This window comes from Sorangium sp. So ce426 (assembly GCF_051475585.1).
Classification (GTDB): domain Bacteria; phylum Myxococcota_A; class Polyangia; order Polyangiales; family Polyangiaceae; genus Sorangium; species Sorangium cellulosum_B.
This window is the reverse complement of record NZ_CP150341.1, coordinates 11,049,386-11,072,176: the sequence shown is the minus strand read 5'-3', so window position 1 is coordinate 11,072,176 and position 22,791 is coordinate 11,049,386. Positions and strand designations below refer to the sequence as shown.

The following is a 22,791-nucleotide window of genomic DNA, read 5'->3' as shown; positions in this document are numbered from 1 at the left end:
CGGCCGCGGCGCGGCGGCTGCGCTCGAGCAGCTCAGTCGCCGCGCGTGATCTGATGGATCTCGTCGAGCAGGTCCTTGGGCTGGAACGGCTTGGTCAGGAAGGCCACGGCGCCGGCGCGGAAACACTGCTTGCGCACGTCTTCGTCGCCGTGGGCGGTGAGGACGACGACCGGCAGCCGCGACGCGCGGCGGGTCAGCTCGACGAGCAAGTCGACGCCGCTCATCCCCGGCATGCGGACGTCGAGGACCAGGACGTCCATCGCCTCGATCTTGCCGGCGGCGAGGAACGCCTCCGCGGAGGCGAACGTCTCGACGTTGAAGCCCGTCGACTTGAGCAGGTTGCCGAGCGAGCGGCGCAGCGACGCGTCGTCGTCGACGATCGCGATCAGCCGTTCGTCGTTCATCGGCCTCGTCCTCCGTCGGCACCCTCGAGGTGGCCGAGGCGCAGGGCGAAGCGCACCAGCTCGGCGAGGGAGCCGGCCCGCATCTTCTCCATCACCTTGGCCCGCTGCTCCTTCACCGTCGCCTCGCGCGTGCCGAACTCCGCCGCGATCTGCTTGTTGAGCTGGCCGGCGACCACGCCGCGCATCACCTCGCGCTCGCGGGCGGTCAAGGACTCGTAGCGGCCCGTCAGCGCGGCCAGGTCGTCGCGCTCGATCCGGGCCACGCGGTCGCGCTCGATCGCCTCGCGGACGACCGCGATCAGGTCCTCCGGCCGGAACGGCTTCGTCATGAACTCGACCGCCCCCGCCTTCATCGCCCGCACCGACATCGGGATGTCGCCCTGCCCGGTGAGGAAGATGATCGGCAGGTTGACCCGGGCGTCCGAGAGCCGACGCTGCAGCTCGAGGCCGTCGAGCTGCGGCAGCTTGACGTCGAGCACCGCGCAGCCGCGCGCGTCGGAGTGATCGGCGGACAGGAAGCTCTCGGCGCACGGGAAGGTCTCGACCGTGAGGTCGACGGACGCGAGGAGCCGGCTCAAGCTGGCGCGCACCGACGCGTCGTCGTCGACGACGAAGACCTTCGGGGCCGGGGAGGAGAGGGTCGAGGTCGCGTTCATCCGGAGCTCCGCTGCAAGTCGCGCGAGATCGCCGTGAGCGAGAAGCCGAAGGTAGCACCGATGCCGGACGCGTTGGGCTGCGCCCAGAGCCGGCCGCCGTGGCGCTCGATGATCGAGCGGCTGATCGCCAGCCCCATCCCCAGGCCGTTGGTCTTGGTGGTGAAGAACGGCTCGAACAGGCTCGCCGGGTCGGCCCCGCCGATGCCCATGCCGCAGTCCTCGACCTCGACCACGACCGACCCGTCGGCGTCGCCCCGCTCGACGAACGTACGAACCGTGATGCGGCGGCGGTTCGGCTCGACGTCGCGCGAAGCGTCGTTCGCGTTGAGGATCAGGTTCAGGACCACCTGCTGCAGCTGGACTGGATCGCCGACGACCGCCGGCAAGCTCGGCCGTAGCGCCGTCTCGAGCACCACCTCGGACTGCAGCAGCTGTCGTCGCACGACCGGCAGCACCGCGTGGACGACGGCGGTGAGGTCGCACGAGTTGGTCTCGATCGACGAGCGGGACAGCAGCGCCCGGATCCGCCGCAAGATCTCGCCGGCGCGGCTGCCCTCGCTGGCGATCGCCGCCAGCGAGTCGCGGACGTCGTCGAGCTTCGGCCGCGGCGCCGCCAGCCAGTTGGTGCACGCCGCCGCCTCGGCCATCATCGCGGTCAGCGGCTGGTTGATCTCGTGGGCGATCGACGCCGCCAGCTCGCCGAGCATGGTGATGCGGGTGACGTGGGCGAGGTCGGTCTGCGCGCGGTGGAGGGCCGACTCGGAGCGCTCGAGGTCGAGCTCGGCCCGGCGATGGACGAGCGCGTTGGCGAACACCTCGCCGAGGATCCGGAGGCGCTGGCGGATCGGGTCGGTCCACAGCACGTACCGCGAGGTGCACGCCAGGTTGAGCGACGCGCTCGTCACCCCGCCGACCACCAGCGGCAGCGCGATGATCGACTTGATCCCCATCGCCTCGAGCGCGAGCCCCTCGTCGCGCTTGTGCTCCGGCATCCGCATCACGTCGTGGACCGGCACGTCCTCGCCGCGGCGCAGCTCGTCCACGCTCTCGCGGAACATCGTGACCGTGCTCGGCGGCAGCGCCACGCCCGACTTGGCCCACGTGTGCGTGCTGACGGCGTCGGTGCCCGAGTGCGAGAACCAGAAGATGAAGATGCTGTCGACCTCGAAGAAGCCGCCGACCTCGGCCAGCGCCTTGTCGATCTCCGCGTCGAGGCGGTCGGTCGGCGAGGCCGCGAGCCGGCTCGAGATCGACGAGCGCAGCGTCCAGAAGCGGACCCGCGCGTCGAGCTCCTCCTCGACCTGCTTGCGATCCTCGATGTCGGTGCTGGTGCCGTACCACTCGACGATCCCCCGCTCGTCGTACAGCGGCTGCGCCCGCGTCAAGAACCAGCGATAGACCCCGTCGGCGCGGCGCAGGCGGGCCTCGAACGAGCCTGGCTCGCCCGACCGCACCAGCCGCTGCCAGTGCGAGCGCGCCGCCTCCGTGTCGTCGGGGTGGGTCGCGCTCGGGTGGCGCTGCGCCTGCGCCTCCGCCAGCGAGAGGCCGGTGTAGTCGAGCCACTGGCGGTTGAAGAACGTCGCCGAGCCGTCAGGCCGGGCCGACCAGGCGAGCGTCGGGATGGTGTCGATGATCCGCGTCAGCCGGCCCTCGGAGCGGCCCACCTCGGCGTAGAGGCGCGCGTTCTCCAGCGAGATCGCCGCCTGCGACGCGAGCAGGGTCAGCACGGCGATCCGCTCCGACGTGAAGGCGTGCGGCGTGAGCGTGTTCTCGAGCTGGAGGACCGCGATCAGCCGCGACTGCTTGGCGAGCGGCAGGCACAGCAGCGAGCGGCAGCGGCGCGCGGCGATGTACGGGTCGCCCGCGAACGGGTGCGCCTGCAGGGCGTCGTCGAGGAGCACGCTGTCGCGGGTGCGCACGACGTACTGGATGACGGTCTCCGGCAGCTCCTCCGCGGGCGCTCCGGCGTCGCGCAGCCGCACGGCCACGCCCTCGTCGCAGGTCGTCGCCACAGCGGCGACCTCGACCTCGCCGCGCGCCAGCGTCACCAGCACCCCGCGCGTCGCCCCGGCGCTCTCGACCGTCGTGCGCATCAACGCCTCGATCAACCGCTCGGGGACGATCTCGCTCGACAGCGCCTGCGACGCGCGGAGCACCGCCGCGACGTCGAGCCGCTCGAGCAGCGTCTCGCCGGACGACACCACCGAGCGACCGGCCCGCAGCCGCCGCGAAAGCAGCTCGACCTTGCCGCGCGCGCCCCAGCGGTCGTAGAGGTCCCGCGCCTCGCGGGTGTACGCCGCCGCGATCGTGCCGAACCCGCGGCGCTCGTGGAAGCGCGCCGCCAGCTCGCTGGCGACCGCCTCGAACTGCACGAAGCCCTCCTCGCGCGCGAGCCGGATCGCCTGCTCGTAGGTGCGCTCCGCCGCCAGCTCGCGGCCCTCCAGGCGGGCCAGCTCCGCCTCGACCATCGCCGCCTGACAGCCGAAGGTCTGCGGCGAATCCTCGGCCCACGCGGCCAGCTGGGCGTGGTGCGCCGCCACCCGCTCGACGTGACCGCCGCCCGCGCTCCCGTCGCTGACCGCCGCGTGGGCCAGCGCGGAGTACAGGTGAAACTCGGCCTCCTCGTAGAACCGCTCCGCGACGTCGATGCGCTCGCGCGCCCGCGCGGCCAGGGCCACGGCCTCGTCGTAGCGCTCGCGGTGGAAGCAGCCCTGGAGCTCGCGGACCCAGCGAAACACGGCGAGCAGGGCGCCCGAATCGTACGGGTCGCTGAAGGGCCGCTCGTCGCCGGCCGCCGGGGCTCCGTCGCCGCCGAGCGGCGCGCGGAGGGTCCGGATCAGGTCGAGCTGGGCGCCGATGAGCTCCGTGGCGAACGCGGAGCCGGCCTGGCGGGCCACGCCCAGCGCGCCCTCGGCCTCGCGCTGGACCTCGGCCAGCGGCGCGCCCGCGGCCAGGAGGTAGGTGACCGCGAACCCGGCGCAGTACGCCCCGTAGGGGTCGCCGCTCTCGAGCGCCTTCTCGCAGGCCCGCTTGGTGATCGAAAGACTGGCCCGCAGGTGGCTGGTCCACGAGATCACATGGGTCGCGAAGACCATCAGCACGCGCGCCGCGTAGCGGTCGAACCCGCGCTTCTCGACCAGGTCGGCGCTCAGCTGGCCGAACCGGTAGCCGTCGCGATGCGAGGCGAAGCGCGGCCCGATCACGCTGGGGAGCAGCGAGAAGGCCAGCGCCGAGCCGTCGGTGTTGCCGTGCTCGAGGCTGAGCAGGACGATGTGGAGGATGAGCAGCGCGTAGAGGTTCTTGTCGACGAAGTACGCCGGCGTCGCGAGCAGCGACAGCACGTCGATCGCGGCCCGGCGCCGCGGGTCGGTCATCCGCGGCAGGTCGAGCAGCGACTCGATCGAGCGCTCGCCCATCCGCGCGCGCATGTCCTGGTACTGCGCGCGCACCTCGTCGTCGGTCGGCGCGGCCGGCAGCGCGATGCCGACGCCGCGCAGGTAGTCGCGGCCGATCGGCACCACGCGATCGAACCGATCGGTGGTCGTGTACAGGTGGATCTGCACGCACACGATCGCCGCGAGGTCGACCGGGTCGGTCACGCGCGACGAGAGCCGCGACAGCCGCGCCTCGGCCGAGTCGCTCGCGCCGCTCAGCCACTCGCACTCGGCGACGGCCAGCTCGATCGGGAACGCCAGCGCCGGGCAGCGCTGCCAGCTGTCGGCAGGCAGCAGCGCGCGCGCCTGCGTCAGGTACCTGAGCGCCTGGGCGTACGCGCTCGCGGCCTTGGCCCGCCCGCCCGCGAGCAGGTTGAGCTCCGAGAGCAGCAGCCGCTCATCGTCCTCCACGACCAGCGACGAGCCGCCGTTGTACTGGTTGACGATGTCGAACACCGCCTCCTCGCGCCGCTCGCCCGGCGTGCTGGCCAGGAGCCTCCGCGCGATCCGCCGGTGGGCCGCCGGGCGCTCCGCCTCGCTGAGCAGCGCGTACGAGGCCTCGCGCACGCGGTCGTGGAGGAACGAGTAGGCGCCGTCGAGCTGGTACACAAGGCCCGCGCGGATCGCCTCCGCCAGCGCCGCGTGGATGTGCTCGCCGTGGACGTCCTCGAGCGTCCGCGCCGGGGCCGTGCGCCCGAGGCAGGCGAGGTCCTTCAGCGCCTCGCGCGTGGCCGGGGGCAGGCCGCCGAAGCGCGTCATCATCAGCTCGATGACGTTGTCGGTGAAGTTCTGGGCCTGGATCCGCGCGACGTCCCACGTCCAGCTGCCGCTCGCCGGGTCGACGCCGATCAGCGCGTCATCGTAGAGCGCGGAGGCGAACTGGATGGCGAAGAACGGATTGCCGCTGGTCTTCTCGTAGACGAGCCGCGCCAGCGGGCGCACGTGCTCGCGGCTGCAGCCGAGCGCCCCGCCGAGGATCTTCTCGACGTCCTGCACCTGGAGCGGCGGCACCGCGATCTCGCGCAGCGTCGCGCCGGCCGCGGTCATCCGCTCGAGCGCCCGCGAAAGCGGGTGCCCGGCGCCGACGTCCTTGTCGCGGTAGGCGCCGACGACCAGCAGATGCTTCACGTCGTCCTGGCGGATCACGTGCTCGAGCAGGGCGAGGGTCGCCTCGTCGGCCCACTGCAGGTCGTCGAGGAACAGCACGAGCGGGTGCTCGGCGGTCGCGAAGATCCCGAGGAAGCGGCGGAACACCGCGCAGAAGCGGTTGTTCGCCTCCTCCGGCGGCAGCTCGGCGACGGGGGCCTGTTCACCGATGACGAGGGCCAGCTCGGGCACCAGGTCGACGACCAGCTTGCCGTTCGGTCCCAGCGCGCGCTGCAGGGACTCGCGCCAGCGCGCGACCTCGTCCTCGCTCTGCGCCAGGATCGCGCGCACCGCCGTGCGGAGGCCCTGCGCGACCGACGCGTACGGGACATCGCGCGTCGACTCGTCGGCCTTCCCGCAGGCGAACAGCGCCCGCGCCGGCAACAGCGCGCGCCGGAGCTCGTTCACGAGCGACGACTTGCCGGCCCCGGGATATCCGGTGACGAGCACGAGCTCCTTTTCGCCGGCGGACACGACCCGGCCGAAGGTCGCCAGCAACTCGTGGATCTCGCGCTCGCGGCCGTAGAGCTTCTCGGGTACGCGAAGCCGCCGCGAGACGTCCTGCGCGCCGAGCCGGAATGGTTCGACGCGCCCGAACGACTCCCACTCGGCGAGGCAGCGCCGCAGGTCGGTGAGCACCCCGCGCGCCGACTGGTAGCGGTCCTCCGGGGCCTTCGCCAGCAGCTTCGTCACGATCGCCGAGATCGGCGGCGGGATCGCCGGCGCGAGCTCGTGCGGCGGCCTGGGCTCCCGCGCCAGGTGCCCGTGCAGCAGCTCCGCCGGCTCGGTGGTGCTGAACGGGAGCACGCCGGTGAGCAGCTGGTAGAGCGTGACGCCGAACGAATAGAGGTCGCTGCGCGCGTCGACCGGGCGGTTCATGCGCCCGGTCTGCTCCGGCGCCACGTACGCCAGCGTCCCCGCGGGCACCGGCGCGCCGGCGTTCTGCTGCTCGCGCAGCGACAGCGACGCGATGCCGAAGCCGGTGAGCCATACGGCGCCGGCCCGGACGTCGACGAGGATATTGGCCGGCTTGAGGTCCCTGTGGGTGATGCCGCGGTCGTGGACGCGGTCGAGGGCGATGCCGAGGCCGATCGCCACGCGCAAGAAGGCCGTCGTCTCCCACGGGCGACCCACGAGGCGCGCCAGGATCTCGCCGCCCGGATCGCTGAGGACGAGCGCGAGCCGTCCCACCGCGCGCGCGAGCCCCAGCGGCCGTGCGCCCCACGACGGCTCGATCGCGTGGCGGAGCGCGAGCTCGTGCTCGAGGCGGGCGATCGGGCCGATCGCGGTGAGGATCCGCGCGCCGTCGCTGCGACGGAGCCCTCGCGACAGGCCGACCTCGCCGTCCTCCCAGAGCGGCTCCAGATGAACCACGTCGACCGGCATCGGCTCGCCGGAGCCGTCTCCACCGGAATTTTCGGGCGTCATTGCTGCCATGGTCATCGAGCGTGAAAGGTCGAGCGTCCTGCTGCGGGACGGTCCGAGTCTACCCGACCACCACGGATGCCCGGCGCGGACCGACACCCGACCTTGGTCGGGTAGCGAGCGCCCGCGCGACGCTGTTTCCGGCGACGGCTCGTTATCGGCCGGCTTTTCTGGCAGGACCTCTGGCAGGACCTCGGGCCGTCGCTCCGCGGCGAGAGAATTGTCTTGTATAACGTCGTTGTTTCCGTTATAGCGGACGTAATGTTCCTTGCCTCGTCGCCATGCGGGCGTTCGGTGCTCGCTCGGGGGCGTGCTGCCGGACGAGCACTTGTCGTTCTTGCTGTAGTTAGCCGCATGCGCCGCGGCGCGCGCTGCGGCGAGGAGAACAGCGACGCAGCGCCTCCGCGTCCCCGGTGACGTGCGGCGCCGTCGTTCGTCGTGGCGGCCGAGCCACGCGGCTCATCACCGTCAGAGCCCGCCCTTTCTCGTGGCGCGCCCGGCCGAGCTTTTGCCGGTGCGCGAACCGAGGTGTCCCTCCTGGATGACGGCGGAACCTCGCTCACGACGACGTTCGACTCCGGCATGCGGCGCTTCCGGCACTTCCAAGGAGACAGGTATGAAGCGGTTCTTCGAACGCCATCGATGGATTGGCTCGGCGCTCGCGATCGGGCCCTGGTTGCTCGCCACGCTGCTCGGCCCGATCGGCTGCGGAGGCGATGACGACTCGGGCAGCGGCGGCAGCGCCGCTCAGACGGGCAGCGCGAGCGGCGGGTCGGGCGGTTCGGGCGGCGCCGGCAGCGCCACGGGCGGTGCCGGCGGCGGTGGCAACTCGGGTGAAGCTGGCGCGACGGGCTCGGGCGGCGGCGGTGCAGCGGGCTCGGGCGGCGGCGGCACGATCGTCGAGCTGCCCAACATCGTCACGATCGTGGCCGACGATCTCGGCTTCTCGGACCTCGGCGCGTTCGGCGGCGAGATCACCACACCGAACCTCGATACGCTCGCCGCCGAAGGCCGCATCCTCACCGGGCACCGCTCCGGATCGCTGTGCGCGCCGACCCGCGCGATGCTGGTCTCCGGCACCGACAGCCACGCCGTCTCGTCTCGGACGGCCATGAGCTCCTTCACCCCCAAGCGGTCACTACCGTGAACGGGGTCGTGAACGTGAACGTGGTCGTGGTCGTGGTCGTGGTCGTCGACGGCAAGATCGTAGACGTGAACGTTCCTCCGGTATCCTGGCCGATTGTCGCTACCTCCGTTTAGTTCCGCGGAACGTTCACGTTTACGACCGAGCCGTTGACGACCACGACCACGTTCACGACCGCGTTGGTGACTGCTGGGGGGCGGGCGCTGGCGCCGCGCTCGTGCCTGTGTTCGCATGGCATGTCCCCTGCAATCGAGCTTCGCCCTGAAAAGGAGCATTGCCCTATCATGACGAAGCGACCTTCTCGGCGGACCTTCCTCCACGCCGCGGGCACAAGCCTCGCGCTCGGCGCGTGTGCGGGGAGCGCGCAGCTGCGGCAAAACGCTACATCCCCGGGCGCGGGCGCTCCGGAGCCTCCCGAGGGGCCTTCCTCCGGGGCGCCAGAGGAAGAGGACGTCGCGCTGCCGGCGGGCGGCGTGATGCCGACGAGGGCTCTCGGGCGGACCGGCGTGAAGGTCAGCCTCCTCGGGCTCGGCGGCTACCACATGGCGGTCCCCAAGGACGAGCAGGAGAGCATCCGGCTCGTTCGCTTCGCGATCGATCACGGGGTCACCTTCCTCGACAACTGCTGGGATTACCACGACGGCAAGAGCGAGGAGCGCATGGGCAAGGCGCTCCAGGACGGATACCGCGGCAAGGTCTTCCTGATGACCAAGCTCGACGGCCGCACCCGGGCGACGGCCGAGGCGCAGCTCGAGCAGTCGCTCCGGCGGCTGCGCACCGACGTCATCGATCTCGTGCAGATGCACGAGATCATCCGGATGAGCGATCCCGAGCAGATCTACGGGCCCGGCGGCGCGATGGAGGCGCTCGTGGCCGCGAAGAAGGCCGGCAAGATCCGGTTCATCGGCTTCACGGGGCACAAGGACCCGGACATCCACCTCGCCATGCTGAAGATGGCCGAGCGGCAGGGCGTCCCCCTCGACACCGTGCAGATGCCCCTCAACGTCCTGGATCCCCATTACCGGAGCTTCGAGAAGGCGGTGCTCCCGGTGCTGACGCAGCAGGGCATCGGCGTGCTGGGGATGAAGCCGTTCGCCGGCGGGGAGATCGCGAAGGCGGGCGTTGTCTCGCCGAGTACCTGCCTGCACTACCCCATGAGCTTGCCGACGTCGGTGGTCATCACCGGCTGCGACAGCCTGGGTGTCCTCAAGCAGGCGCTCAAGGCGGCTTACACGTTCCAGCCGCTCGGCAGCGAGCGCGTCGCGGCGATCCTGGCGCGCACAGCCGAGCTCGGGGCCAGAGGAGAACACGAGCAGTTCAAGACCACGGAGCGCTTCGACGGCACGACGAAGAACCCCCACTGGCTGACGACCGCGAACCTTTGAGCGGGAGCCCGGCGGGGGCTCCCAACGCAAGGGGGGCAAGCCTCGCCACGGGTGAGCGTCGAGCCCGTCGCCGAGCGCGGCGAGGCCCGCCTGGCCCGGTCAGCAGGACAGATCGGAGGGGTCGCGTCGACTCGTTGCTACGGTGTCCTCGCGCACCGGGTTCCGATGTTGTTGGCGCGGACCGACGGGTCATAGTCGTAGCGGCGGGAATAGTGCAAGTCTGACGCACTGCTGTTCCAGCTCCCGCCCCGGATCACCCGGCTCGAAGCAGGAGAAGCAGTAGACGTGATGGCGCAATCGTTGCAGCTGACTGGGTAGTCTGCGTACCAGTCCAAAACCCACTCCGACATGTTCCCGGCCAGATCCGAGTGCCCCCACCGCCCGTCTCCGCGCGGCTTCGACCCGACCGGCAGGATGTCGCTTGGCACGCAACGCCCCGCGACGCTCCCATCCCCGGTGCAGTTGTAGACGGCGCGATCGCCGTCGATCCCGGAGCCCCACGGATACTCCCGCTGCTCGTCTCCGCCCGCTGCCGCGTAGTTCCACTCCGCCTCCGTCGCCAGCCTCCCCCCGTCCCACGCGCAGAACGCGAACGCGACGTACCAGTCCAGGCAGTGCATCGGAAGGTGCTCGTTCGCGCCGGCCTCGTCCGTCCATGTCTGGTAGGCCCCACTGCATTTCGCGGCCTGCCTCAAATCCGCCGCGTTTTCTGGGAGAGCCCACTCCGCATTCCAACCGCTCCCATCGATTAGCGGATGCGCCCCCGCTCCTTCCGCAGGCTTGCTCCCGGGATACGCCTCCACGAACTTCCGGAACCGCCCTACCGTCACCTCGAACCGATCCAGCGCGAACCTGCTCACCGTCGCCGGATACGCTGCGTCGTTGCTCCGGTTGAACGTGCCCCCGGGCACCGCTTCCGCCGTCGCGCAGCAGCTTTCGTTGCCACTCGGCCCGCACGCCTCAACCAGTCCGACACAGCTTGGTGGGACGCATTTTCCTGCGTCGCACACGGGCGCTGCCGCGCGACACGGCTCCGCATCTTTCAACGCTCCGCGCCCATCGCATCGCTGCGGCTGATTGTCCGCGCAGCGCACGTCGTCCGGACCGCACTCCCCGATGCACTCCCCCTCGACGCAGGTCTGCCTGACGCATGGGTCGCCGTACTCCCACCGCCCATCGACACATCGCCGCGGCGTGTTCTCCGAGCACTTCGCATCGCTGGCAAAGCACTCCGGGTCGCCCCCCAGCGCCCCCAGCGCCCCCACGGCCTCCACCTCCGCCGGCGCCGCCGTTGCCCTGCGCCGAACCGCCGGTTCCCCCCGCCCCAGTCCCGGAACCATCGCTGCTGCCGGCGCTGCCGGCCGCTCCGCCCGACCCTCCGCCTGGTACGTAGCTGGACCAGTCCGCGCCGATGAGCCACCCGCAGCCGCCGGAAGCGCATGCCACAACCCCGACCACGGCGATCGTTGCCCACGCGCCCGCGAACCTGTTGCTCGCCATGCCGTAGAGAGCGCCGCCTCCGCCTCGTCCGCATAGGGCGCGCGCAGCACGTCGGCCGTGCTCGGATCGAACAGCCCGGAGGTGGCGAACGGAGGGCCGGCTGCTGGCGTGGTGGCGGGGCGGGCCTCCGAAGGGCTGGAGTTTCGAGGGGCTGAAGCGCCGCCCCCAACCATCACCGGGCGTGTCGAGCCCGGGGTAGCTCGCTCGTCGTGCAGCCCGGAGCGCGCCGGTTCGGAGGACCCGGCGCGCTCCCCGCGGGGCTTCCGTGGTGGAGGAGCCACCGGGCGAGCGGCGCCCAGGCCTGGTCGACGGCGTCCGTGGCGTGGGAGGTCGCCGTGCCCGAAGTCCTCGTCCTCGCGCGCGGGCGCGAGGTGCCTGACGACAGGAGCGGCGACGTCCGTGGAGGCGATGAGCGCGGTCCACCCGAGTCGGTCTCGCTCCGCCACGCGGCGATTCGACCCTGGCCAGGTCGTCGAATAGGATTGTGATTTCAATGAGAAGATCTGGAGAGGCAGGCGGTCATGGACGTCTATGAGGCAGTCAGGAGCCGGCGGGCGGTGCGCGGATTCACCGACCAGCCCGTCTCGAGGGAGGTGCTGGAGCGCGTGTTATCCGCAGCGGCTTGGTCGCCCTCCGGGTCGAACCTCCAGCCGTGGAACACGTACGTGGTGACCGGCGCGCCGCTGGCTGAGCTCAAGAGGCTCGCCGTTGAGCGCGTGGCTGCAGGCGACCCCTGGGACGAGCGGGAGTACGAAATGTACCCGCCGGGAATGAAGTCCCCGTACAGAGAGCGCCGATCCGCCTTCGGCAGGGAGCGCTACGCCTCGCTCGGCATTGCTCGCGAGGACTGGGAGGCGCGGCAGAGGGCCGCGATCGCCAACTGGGACTGTTTCGGCGCGCCCGCCGCCCTGTTCTGCTACATCGACCGTGACCTGGGCCCGGCCCAGTGGGCCGACACAGGGATGTATCTGCAGACCGTCATGCTGCTGCTGCGCGCCGAAGCGCTGCACAGTTGCCCGCAGATGGCGTGGTCGCAGGTTCGCAAGACCGTCGCGCAGGTCCTGTCACCCCCGGACGGGCTCATCCTCTTCTGCGGCATGTCGATCGGCTACGAGGACCCCACGGTCGGTTACACCCGTACGGGCCGGGCGCCGCTCGACGAGACGGTCAAGTTCATCGACGGTCTCAGTCCGCGCTCTTCAGCGACGGGATACTAGAAGCCGAAGGTCGGATCCTTCTCGGAAGCGCCCTTGCTGGAGGGCGCCCCCTGAGAGGGCCGCCTGGCCGGGGGAGGCGCCTGCGGGCGCGCAGGCCTTGGCGTGGCCTTTGCGGCGCCAGGTGGGGGGGCGGCCGACGGGGGGGGCGCCGAGGCGGAGGCCGCGCTGGTCGGGGCCGACGAAGCCGGCGTGGCGGGGACGGCGCTCGCGCTTGGGGGAGGCAGGGCAGGCGCCTCCTCCACCCGTGTCGGCGGTGCAGCGGACGCCGGAGCGTCCGGCGGAGACGTCGCCGCGGGGGCAGCGGTGACCTCGGGAGCAGGCGAGCGAAGCAGGACGACGGCGGCGATCCCCAGGCCGACCACGAGCACGCTGGCAGCCACGGCGAGCACCGCCCGCGACGGGGCGCGACGATCCACGGGCGGGGGCAGCGCGCCTCCCACGGCCTCGAGCGTGCCGCTGGCGGTGAGCGTGCCGCCAGCGGCCAGCGTGTCGCTCGCGCCCACCACGCCACCCGGGACACGCGTGCGGTCCTCGACGACCGTCCCGCCCGCCGCCAGCGTGCCGCCGGCGGTCACCGCGTCGTCCAGGGCCACGGTGCCACCCCCGGCCGGCGCGACGCCGTGAGCGTGCGCGACGCCGTGAGCCGGCGGGATGCCGAGAGCCAGGGCGATGCCGTGAGCTGGCGCGACGCCGTGAGCCGGCGCGACGCCGTGAGCTGGCGCGCTGCCGAGAGCCGGCGCGACGCCGTGAGCCAGCGCCTCGGTCGAGTCCAGCGAGTCGCGCGAGTCCGGGACCGCCGTGCGCTGCACCGCCGCGGCGAACGCGCGGGCGAGCTCGCTCGCGCTCTGGAAGCGCTCCGCGGGCTCGCGCTTGAGCGCGCGCTCCAGGAAACGATCCAGCTCGGGCCAGAGATTCGGCGCGAGCTGCGAGGCGACCGGGATGTCGCCCGTGCAGATCTCCACGAGCACGTCGCCGAGCTCTTCGCCGGGGAAGGGCAGCTGGCCCGTGAGGCACTGGAAGATGATCACGCCGAGCGACCAGAGATCGCTGCGGAAGTCGATCGTCTTGCTCCGGCGCACCTGCTCGGGGCTCATGTAGTGCGGCGAGCCGATGAGCGTGCCGGTCTTCGTCGCGTCGGCGGCCAGCCCGGTGCCGATCGCCTTGGCGACCCCGAAGTCGAGGATCTTGACGATCTCCTCGCCCTGCCGCGCGAGGAAGATGTTCGCCGGCTTGAGGTCGCGGTGGATGAGCCCCACCTCGTGCGCGCGGCGGAGCGCCTTGGACACCTGGCTCACGATGCCGAGCAGCTCCTCCGGCTCGAGGCGCCCGTGGCGCGCGAGGTACGCCGCGAGGTCCTCTCCCTCGAGCAGCTCCATCGCGAGGTAGGGCGTGTCGCCCTCGAGGCCGTAGTCGTAGACGTGGACCACGTTGGGGGTCCGGAGCTGGGCCGAGGCCTTCGCCTCCCGCTCGAACCGCGCGCGCGCGACGGGGGAGTCGACGTGCTGCGGCATCATGAACTTGAGCGCGACCTCGACGTCCAGCTGGAGGTGCCGGGCCACCCAGAGAAAGCCCATGGCGCCGCCCGCCAGCGGCCGCTCCAGGCGATACTTCCCACCGACGACGCTCCCCGCTTCAAGCGACAGCATGCGATCGAGCCTTCCGCGTCCCAGCGTCCTTCCGTTCGGGCCCCCGCGGTCTAGCAGAGGCCGGGCCCCATGTCGCGCTCCTTACAGCGGCCGGCATCTCGCCTCATCATGCCACGGGCGCGGCGACGCGACGAAGGCCGAGCGCGCGCGGGCTGCTGTCGCATCTTCTCCTTCCCCGCACCGGCAGGCCGCTCCCAGGCCCTCCGGGCGCTCCGCGGCATCGAGGCCAGGGGCGATGTCGCTGAAGAGGGAGAAGCTGCTCCCGCCCAGGTGGCCCAGGGATCTGCTCCCGTGCATGCAATGTTGGTGAAATTTTCCGGCTATTCAGGCGTTCGGGGCCCGCCGAGCGCCGACGTCGATGCAGCCCAGAGGTAAAGGCGAGCTGCCGTGCTCGTCCGTGACACGGGCCAGCGCGCTGCGTGCGCGGGAGCCCGATCCCCAGCGTCAAGGCCCACGTCTTCGACCGCCGCGTCCTTCGCGCTCTCCCGGGGTGCGCGCACGCACACCCCGAACCTCCGCGCGACGAACTACCACTCTCCTGTCCATCGATTCGCGCCCCCCAACGCGGTGGCGGTGCAGCGCTGAAGACACGATTTCTGAACGACATCGATGTGGCGCATGTAATCGCCAGATTCTTCTCCTCTCCATACGCGACGCCGCTCTCCCTCATTTCGCAAAAACAGCACGCCTCGCGCGAAAATTGGCTTGCTGACGCGTCCGATGAATCCCATTCTCGTCACCATATCGATGCGCAGCAAATTCGACGCCTTAGGCAAGAGCGTCCTGCGCGAGACCCTCGGTCTCGTCGGCGGCGCCGACGCTCAGGTCGAGGTCATCGCAACATCCCAGACCATGGACATATGGTACGTGCCCGATCCCGCCCGCGCCCCGTTGCGCGCAGAGCTCGGCCTGCTCGGCGAGCTCGCGGCAGAGCCCTGCCAGTTCGAGCCCTTCCACGACACCCCCGGTCCGGCCGAGCTGCGCGGCTGCGTCCGCAAGCAGCTCCACTGGCACCATGAGCTCGAGCGCCGCGCCGGCGGCGCCGTGCCCTTCCCGCGGCTGTGCGTCCTCAGCAGCGGTCGGCCCACCACCGTGCTCGACGCGTTCGGCTTCGACCCGGTGCCCGGGCGCCCCGGCCTCTACCGGGCCGCGCCGGGATGGCGGATCGACCTCGTTGTCATCGCCGAGCTGCCGCGCACCCGAGACACCCTGCTGCTGCGCCTGCTCGGCGCGCGCACCGTGCTCCGGGATGCCATCCGCGAGCTCGTCGCCCTGCCCGACGACGCCTGGGAGAGGGGCATCGCCCTGCCCTGGCTGTTACGATTGCGCTTCGAGACCCCGGCAGAGCCCTCGGCGCGCACCGCAGAAGACGCGGAAGAGGAGGAGATCGTGACGGAAGTTCAGCAATGGTTCGAGCAGCTCAAGCAGTCGCTACGCGACGAGGCGCGGAGGGAGGGCCTCCAGGAGGGGCGCAAGGAGGGCCTCCAGGAGGGGCGCAAGGAGGGGCGCAAGGAGGGGCAGCTCCGGGTGCTGGCGAGCCAGTTCGAGAAGAAGCTGGGCCGCCCGCTGACCGAGATGGAGCACTCCCTGTTGGCTGAACGGTTCGAGCGCTTCGGCGCCGATCGCCTCGACGATGCCAGGCTGGCGCTCCCGCCCGAGGCGCTCGCCGCCTGGCTCGCGGACCCGACGGCGCGCTAGGACCACCGCCCTCGGCGCGTCGCGCAGGGGCGTAACCGCGGCGTCCGGTACTAAGCTGCGTGCGCCATGGTCGACGCTTCCCCCATCACCGCCGTCCTGGGCCCGACCAACACCGGCAAGACCCACCGCGCCATCGAGCGCATGCTCTCGCACGACTCGGGCATGATCGGCCTGCCGCTGCGGCTGCTCGCGCGCGAGGTCTACGACCGGGTGAGCACCCAGGTCGGCGAGGCCCGCGTCGCGCTCGTGACCGGCGAGGAGAAGCGCGTCCCCAGGCGGCCGGACTACTGGGTGTGCACCGTCGAGGCGATGCCCGTCGATCTGGAGGTCGACTTCCTGGCCATCGACGAGATCCAGCTCGCCGCGCACGACCAGCGCGGCCACGTGTTCACCGAGCGCCTGCTCCTCTCGCGCGGCCGGCGCGAGACATGGTTCCTCGGCGCCGACACGATGCGGCCGCTCGTTGCCGAGCTCGTGCCGACCGCAAGCATCGTCCAGCACCCGCGCCTCTCGCGGCTCGCGAGCGCCGGCGCCGGCAAGCTCTCGCGCCTGCCGCCGCGCAGCGCCGTCGTCGCGTTCTCGACCCCGCAGGTCTACGAGATCGCCGAGCGGCTGCGCGCGCAGCGGGGCGGCGCGGCCGTGGTGCTCGGCGCGCTCTCGCCGCGCACGCGCAACGCGCAGGTCGCCCTCTTCCAGTCGGGCGAGGTCGACTACCTCGTCGCCACCGACGCGATCGGCATGGGGCTCAACCTCGACGTGCGCCACGTCGCGTTCGCGGCGCTCCGCAAGTTCGACGGGCGCGCCGTGCGCGACCTCGACCCCGCCGAGCTCGCGCAGATCGCCGGCCGCGCGGGCCGGCACCTCGCGGACGGGACCTTCGGCACCGTCGCGCCGCTCTCGCTCCCCGACGGCGTGGCCGCCGCGATCGAGGCGCACCGGTTCCCCCCGGTGCGGCGGCTGCTCTGGCGGAGCAGCGCGCTCGACATGAGCTCGATCGACGCGCTCCTCGCGTCGCTCAGGGCGCGGCCGCGCGCCCGCTCGCTCCGGCTCGTCGACGACGCGGAGGACACGGCCGCGCTGGCGAGGCTCGCCGAGGACCCGGAGGTGCGAGCGCGCGCGCGGGGTGAAGAGGCGGTGGGGCTCCTCTGGGAGGTCTGCCGCATCCCCGACTTCCGCAAGCTCCTGTTCGAGTCGCACGTCGCGCTCCTCGCCGAGATCTACGGGCAGCTCTCGGGCCCGAGCGAGGCGCTCGACGCCGGCTGGATGGCCGCCCGGGTGGCCGAGATCGACGAGGTGGGCGGCGACATCGACACGCTGATCACGCGGATCGCGTCGATCAGGACGTGGACGTACATCTCGAACCACGCGCGCTGGGTCCGCGACGCGGCGGCGTGGCAGGAGCGCACGCGGGCGATCGAGGATCGCCTGAGCGACGCGCTCCATGAGCGGCTTGTGCAGCGCTTCGTCGAGCGGGGCGGCGGGGCGGGGCGCCGCTTGCGGGCGGCGCCGGGCGCGCGGGCGGCGTCGAGCGCGCGGTCGTCGCCGGGCGCGCGCCGGGACGAGGCCGAGCCGCCGGTGGTGCCGGAGGGGCACCCGTTCGCGCGGATCGCGGCGCTCCGGGCCCGGCTCGCGCCGGGGCCCGCGGCGCCCGCGCCCGAGGACGACCGGGCGCGCTGGGTCGAGGAGCTCGTGGGGGCGCCGTACGAGCGGTTCTCGGTCGACGTGGGCGGGCGGATCTTCGACGGCGAGCGGCTGCTCGGCCAGCTCGCGCGCGGCCCGACGCTGCTCCTGCCCGACGTGCGGCTCGCCGCGCTCGAGGACCTCGGCGCGGGGGCGCGGTCGCGCGTGCTCCGGCGGCTCGTGGCGTTCGCGCGCGATCTCGTCGAGGCGCTGCTCGCGCCGCTGCGCTCGCCCGAGGTCCGCGCGCTCCCGGCCGCGGCGCGCGGGATCGTCTACCAGCTGGAGCAGGGGCTCGGGACGGCGGCGGCGCGCGACGCGGAGGAGCAGGTCGCGGAGCTCGCGCCGGAGGGCAGGGCGCTGCTCGCGGCGCACGGCATCGAGGTGGGCGAGCGCGTGCTCTACGTGCAGCCGCTGCTCCGGCGCGGCGCGCTCGAGCGCCGCCTCGCGCTGTGCGCCGCCTGGTTCGACCGCGGCCAGGTGCCCGCGTGCCCGGCGCCCGGCGCGGTGTCGATGGCGGTCGCGCGGGGCGTGGATCCGAAGGCGTACGCGGCGATCGGCTACCCGGTGTTCGGGACGCGGGCGCTCCGCGCGGACGTGGCCGAGCGGGTGCTCCGGGCGCTCGCGAGCGGCGAGCCGGCGGAGCGGCTCTCGGGCTGGATGGGGTGCTCCGCGCGGGAGGCGCCGAGGGTGGCGGCGTCGCTGCTGGGGTAGGGGAGAGGAGAGGGGGCCGGCAACGTCCGACGTCGAGGTCGAGCGCAGAGGGCCGCGGATCCTCGGCGACGTGCCGCCCAGCGCGCCGAGGACGCCAAGAAAAAAACAAAGATCCTGGCGTCTCGTGGCGGCCTGGCGGCTTCATCATTCCGGCGACGTGGGGGAGCTCCCCCATCACCAGAGGGTCGCCTGCCTCTCGTCGGACGCACGAGGCACCCGGACGTCGAGCCGGGCCGTGTGCTCACCGAACGGCGACGATCCGGCGACAGCCTCGCGAAACGACGCGCGCGTTGCGACAAGCATTCATCCTTGAGTCCCTCATCCCCTCACCAGCTGATTTCACAGGTAAGCTCGGGGGTGCCTCTCGACTCGCCGTGCGCAATAGCCCACTTGACGTCGCTCGACATGGCGCGTCGCACGATCTCCTCCATGACCCCAACAATCCACCAACGAAGCAGCACCGAAGGGGGGCCGAGAGCGCCGATGGTCAGCACCACCTTCCTGGTAAATCCGGTGTCGACACGCCAAGATCCGGACGTGAAGAGGCACGACAGGATGCGGGTCGTACGGTGCAGGACGGGCACGACGTCCACCGTCGGCACCGCGTAAACCGAGCGCACGAGCTGGTGCAGGTCGCCGCTGACCGCCAGTCGACCGAAGTCACGCCAGCGCTCGGGATCCCGCAGGACCAGCGACGTGGCGAGATCCATGTAGGTCGTGAGGGTCTCGAGATCGTATCTCGCGAGCAGATCGATCGACTCATGGCGGAGGTCGTCGCGGCAGTGTTCGGGCATCTGCGCCACGACCTGGTCGCGTGCGCTCCTGCCGCGCTCGTCGATGAGCGTCCGATCGATGCTGCGCAGGACAACACCGCTGACTCGAACTTGTCCTGCGGCGCTCGCCCGGCGCGGCTGTCCCGGGGTGACGCTCGGCCGCGTGAGGCGCGTCACGACGACGGTTTGCTCGATGCGCGCCGCGACGTCGGCCCAGGCGATCTCGGGGTCAGGGGAGCTTGCCAGCGGCTCGCCGCCCGCGGGGAGGGGCGTCAGGAACGCGAACGCCGCAGCGCTCCAGTCGCACGGGCGCAAGATGATCGGAATCACCCGCGCGCTGCCGCCGGTCAGCAGCCGCCGACGCGCCTGCTCGACGTCGGCGCCGCATTCGTCGTCCGCCAGGAAATCGTCGCTTACCAGCAGCAAGATGATACGGGCCTGCGCGAGCCGGGTGGCGGCCGTCGCGCTCCGTTCCTCGTTGGCCCCGAGCAGCCCTCTGTGCCAGGGACGGATGAGCCCCTGCCGGACGAGCGGGCCCAGATGGCTATCGAGGCGACACCTCAGCGCCTCGTCCTCATGCGCATAGGAGATGAAGATGTCGATCGCCAGATCGGCCACGCTCGCGAGCATACCAGGATCGACGACGAACGCGCAGGAGTTCGTGGCGTCCGCAAGGTCGATCCTGCTGGCCCCCGCGCCTGCCGACCGTGGCCGCGCGAGCACGGAAACGGGTGCGCCACGCAGCGAGCCTCGCCGGGGTCGTCGTTGATTCTTTGTCCTCGCCGCCGGCGGCCATCTAGGCTCGCGGCGCCGTGCGATCGATCCACCCGGGCTCAAGACTGCGGCGGCCCCCGAACCTGCCTTGAAACGAGGCGATTCTCATGTCCGAATTGTCGTCCAGGAGCGCGAGCCACGATCTGACGAGCGCCATCAGGCCGGCGGCCATCATCGTCATCTCGTTCTATATCGCGGCGCAGCTCATCAGTCAGATCGCAAGCCTCAAGATCGGCGTCGTCTTCTCGCTGGCCGTGGATATGGGGACCTTCATCTATCCCCTCACCTTCACCTTGCGGGACATGGTCCACAAGACCATCGGCAAGCGTGGCGCCCAGACGCTGATCTTTTGCGCCGGCGGGGCCAATCTCCTGATGGCCCTCTATCTCCTCTGGGCCGCGCAAGTGCCGTCCGACCCGTCCTGGGGGCTCGGCGAACAGTTCTCGGCGATCCTGAGCCCGGTGTGGCGAATCGTGTTCGCGAGCATCGTCGCGGAGGTCGTGAGCGAGCTGCTGGACACCGAGGTCTTCCATCGGGTCCGCGAGGCCTATCTGAGAAAAGCGGGCCCCAGGCGCCAGTGGCTCGCGGTCCTCGCGAGCAACGCGGTCAGCGTCCCGGTCGACAACCTGCTGTTTTGCTTCGGTGCCTTTGCCTTTGTGCTGCCGTTCGACGTGATCCGGCAGATCTTCGCCATCAACCTGGCGACCAAATTCGCCATGACCCTGATAAGCCTGCCGGGCATCTATCTCGTGCCCGACAAGAAAGGCAAGGAGGCCCCGGGGCAGCAGGTATAGCTCCGCCTCCGGCACTTGAAAAAAGGGACACAAGCAGAGCTTGTGTCCCAGCTGCGTTCACGCCACGTCCAGCGGGGCGCGCGCCGAAGGAAGCGCGCGCCCGCCGACGCCGCGCCTGGCCAGGCGCCCCGCTCGGCGCGAGGTCAGTCGTCGGTGTCGCGCACCGACAGATCCAGCCCGGTGAACGTGCCCGTGAGGCCGGTCCTCTTGACCGCCATCGCGTCGGTGGCAGTGTCCCGGGTCATCGTGGCCGAGGAGACCGTCAGCGTGAGCGTGCCCCTCACCGGGTCTCTCACCTCGACGGTGCCCGAGGCGTTGCCGCCCAACAGGTTGGTCTTGACGTCGACAGTCACCGTGACCGTCTGGCCCGCCAGGTTGCGCATCGTGCCGGTGCCTTTCACCGTCTTCTGCAGATTGACCTGGCTCGCGGCGAGGTTGCCGCTGAGCAGATCGCCGTCGAGCACGTAGGGCTGGGCGCCCTCCAACCTGAGCTTCACGACGTCACGGCGCGCGCCGTACACGGAGTCCGTCACGGGCCGCAGCGTGCGGGTGTTGCCGGCGTTGTCGGTCACCTTCAGCGTGGTCGTGACAGGGCCGTTGAGCGGGAAGCTCTGGCTCGTCGAGGCTCCGGTGCTGGTCGCCCGCGTCGTCCTGCCCTCGGCGTCGACGAACGTCCAGTCGCGTTTGGTGATGGAGCCGCCCGGGTCGCTGGTGACGTCATCGGTGAACGTGCTCGTCCGCGTGGCGGCGTTCCAGATCGGCGCGTCGATCGATCCGCTTGACGCCGGCGGCCTCGGGTCGGCGACGCCGATGCCGGCCGCGGCCAGCATGCGGGTCACGCTGAAGACGTCGGACGGCGCGATGTTGCCCGTGCGCAGGTTCGCGTCGCTCACCCCATGCAGCATGGCGGCCTTGATCTGCTGCGGCGTGAGGTCCGGCCGCACCGACCGCAGCAGCGCCGCCGCCCCGGCCACCATGGGGGATCCGAGCGACGTGCCCGACTGCGATGACCACGTGCCAGGGGTGCCGGGGATGACCTGTGCGGTCACGATCACGCCCTCGGAAGGGGCCACGACGTCGGCGTAGGTGCCGTAGTTCGCGCCGCCGCAGATGCGCGTGCGGGCTTCCTCGGGCGTGCCCGGACACGGAGCCTTCCACCGGCCGCCGGCCTGGTTCGATCCGGTGACCACCACGATGTTGTCGAAGTTGAACGGCGCCTCCGAGAACGCGCCGGGGTAGGACCTGGTGCCCCGGGGAACCGCCGTGACGTACCGGCGCTTGTAGGGCTTGCCGTCGACGGTGATGTCCTCGACCGTGCCGTTCTGCCATTTCGTGCGCTCGCCGGCCGTGAGGTCGCCCGAGAACTTGCTGTACGAGCCGGCGACGGACGAGAGGCACCCGTCCTTGCCCGTGGTGGCGGTGCTGCCGGGGGCGTCCGGATCGGCCGGATCGTAGACATGGATCGACACGAGGTCCTCGCTCGCGAGGCGATCGTGGTCGATGCCCTCGTTGCCGGACGCCGTGACGATGAGCACGCCTCTGTCCCGCGCCTTCTGCATCACCGCTCGGAACGGCTCCGCGGTGAGCGGCGTGGTCAGGCTGCCGAGGGACATGTTGATGACCTTGGCGCCGCGGTCGATGGCGTAGTCCAGCGCCCGCAGGGTCGCCGTCGCGATCGTCTGCGTCCGCGTGGGATCGTCGCTGCGCAACCCGGTTGCGCAGAGATCGCTCTGGTCGACGATGCGCAGCGGCATCACCTTGACCGCGGAGGTCGGCCCGGCGACGCCCGCGCCGAGGAAGTTGTTGCCGGTGTTCGCGGCGGCAAGGCTGGCGACGAGCGTCCCGTGAGCGGAAGAGCCGAGGATCCAGGCCGTCGGGTACGGCTGGTCGAAGCGGAAGTCCCACCCGGTGACGGTGCGGCCCTGCATCTCGGGGCTGCCGAGCTCGATGTTGGCGTCGATGACGGCGAGCGTGGTCGCCGTCGACGGCAGGTCCTTGACGGTCGCCCACCCCTCCAGCGCGCGCATCGCATCGAGGTGCCATTGCATCGACGCAGTTGGGTCGGACGGCTCGACGACGTGAATGGGCGCGGCGGCGTGCGCCGGGGCGACGGTGAGCGCGACCGCCATGAAGGCGGCCCGGCGGGTGAATGCGAAGGGTAAAGAGAGCTTTGTTCTCATGGTTCGTTGTCCCTTTCGAGCGTGCTGATCCCCTCCCAGGCGCAACGAAGCCATGCACGTGGTGATCCAGCCGAGGGCGTGCCTCGCGGGCGAACGCGCGACGGCCGGCGCTGTGTCGTCGCCAGCGTCCCTGCGGACCAGGCGTGTGTCGTGCTGGAGGACCGGTGGATCGAACGATCGATCGGCCTCGATCGAACGATCAGATCAAATCACGCCTGCGGCGT

Annotated in this window: 13 protein-coding genes; 6 read left to right on the top strand and 7 right to left on the bottom strand. The window is 71.3% G+C overall.

What is annotated here, in order from left to right; genetic code table 11:
* Positions 1-32 precede the first annotated feature (32 nt).
* From WMF44_RS41560 to WMF44_RS41550, 3 genes are read right to left on the bottom strand one after another with little or no spacing between them, the layout of a single operon-like run.
* The gene (locus WMF44_RS41560; RefSeq protein WP_437295591.1) at positions 33-404 is read right to left on the bottom strand and encodes a response regulator; all 372 of its coding nucleotides are present in this window, start codon (positions 402-404) and stop codon (positions 33-35) included.
* A complete protein-coding gene (locus WMF44_RS41555) occupies positions 401-1,060 on the bottom strand; it encodes a response regulator transcription factor (RefSeq protein ID WP_437295590.1) in 660 nt (219 codons plus the stop codon). The genes WMF44_RS41560 and WMF44_RS41555 overlap by 4 nt, the downstream gene beginning before the upstream one ends.
* Positions 1,057-7,164: an AAA family ATPase gene (locus tag WMF44_RS41550; RefSeq protein WP_437295589.1), complete on the bottom strand. Its 6,108-nt coding sequence runs from the start codon at positions 7,162-7,164 to the stop codon at positions 1,057-1,059. Before WMF44_RS41550 ends, WMF44_RS41555 begins: the two co-directional genes overlap by 4 nt.
* A gap of 517 nt (positions 7,165-7,681) precedes the next feature.
* Between WMF44_RS41550 and WMF44_RS41545 the strand changes: the two genes are divergently transcribed.
* Positions 7,682-8,212, top strand: a complete 531-nt coding sequence (locus WMF44_RS41545) for a sulfatase-like hydrolase/transferase (RefSeq protein ID WP_437295588.1) — start codon at positions 7,682-7,684, stop codon at positions 8,210-8,212.
* Between the two features lie 281 nt (positions 8,213-8,493).
* The gene (locus WMF44_RS41540) at positions 8,494-9,594 is read left to right on the top strand and encodes an aldo/keto reductase (protein ID WP_437295587.1); all 1,101 of its coding nucleotides are present in this window, start codon (positions 8,494-8,496) and stop codon (positions 9,592-9,594) included.
* A gap of 137 nt (positions 9,595-9,731) precedes the next feature.
* Here the strand turns inward: WMF44_RS41540 and WMF44_RS41535 are convergent, their stop codons facing one another.
* Entirely contained in the window at positions 9,732-10,934 is a 1,203-nt protein-coding gene (locus WMF44_RS41535) for a formylglycine-generating enzyme family protein (RefSeq protein WP_437295586.1), read from the bottom strand.
* Between the two features lie 681 nt (positions 10,935-11,615).
* Here WMF44_RS41535 and WMF44_RS41530 point away from each other — a divergent pair.
* On the top strand, positions 11,616-12,311 hold the full coding sequence (locus WMF44_RS41530) for a nitroreductase family protein (RefSeq protein ID WP_437295585.1): 696 nt from the start codon (positions 11,616-11,618) through the stop codon (positions 12,309-12,311).
* On the opposite strand, the gene WMF44_RS41525 is transcribed toward WMF44_RS41530, so the two are convergent.
* A complete protein-coding gene (locus WMF44_RS41525) occupies positions 12,308-13,957 on the bottom strand; it encodes a serine/threonine-protein kinase (RefSeq protein WP_437295584.1) in 1,650 nt (549 codons plus the stop codon). The genes WMF44_RS41530 and WMF44_RS41525 overlap by 4 nt on opposite strands.
* Positions 13,958-14,704: 747 nt before the next feature.
* Between WMF44_RS41525 and WMF44_RS41520 the strand changes: the two genes are divergently transcribed.
* Together WMF44_RS41520 and WMF44_RS41515 are read left to right on the top strand one after the other, a co-directional pair.
* Complete coding sequence (locus WMF44_RS41520; protein ID WP_437295583.1) at positions 14,705-15,655, top strand: hypothetical protein; 951 nt, start codon at positions 14,705-14,707, stop codon at positions 15,653-15,655.
* A 66-nt stretch (positions 15,656-15,721) separates the two neighbouring features.
* Positions 15,722-18,046: a helicase-related protein gene (locus tag WMF44_RS41515; protein ID WP_437295582.1), complete on the top strand. Its 2,325-nt coding sequence runs from the start codon at positions 15,722-15,724 to the stop codon at positions 18,044-18,046.
* A 326-nt stretch (positions 18,047-18,372) separates the two neighbouring features.
* Here WMF44_RS41515 and WMF44_RS41510 read toward each other — a convergent pair whose 3' ends face one another.
* On the bottom strand, positions 18,373-19,449 hold the full coding sequence (locus WMF44_RS41510) for a TIR domain-containing protein (protein WP_437295581.1): 1,077 nt from the start codon (positions 19,447-19,449) through the stop codon (positions 18,373-18,375).
* 251 nt (positions 19,450-19,700) lie between these two features.
* Here WMF44_RS41510 and WMF44_RS41505 point away from each other — a divergent pair, with 251 nt between their 5' ends.
* The gene (locus WMF44_RS41505; protein WP_437295580.1) at positions 19,701-20,387 is read left to right on the top strand and encodes a queuosine precursor transporter; all 687 of its coding nucleotides are present in this window, start codon (positions 19,701-19,703) and stop codon (positions 20,385-20,387) included.
* A gap of 143 nt (positions 20,388-20,530) precedes the next feature.
* Here the strand turns inward: WMF44_RS41505 and WMF44_RS41500 are convergent, their stop codons facing one another.
* Positions 20,531-22,567, bottom strand: coding sequence for a S8 family peptidase (locus tag WMF44_RS41500; protein WP_437295579.1), 2,037 nt, complete (start codon positions 22,565-22,567; stop codon positions 20,531-20,533).
* Between the last annotated feature and the right edge of the window lie 224 nt (positions 22,568-22,791).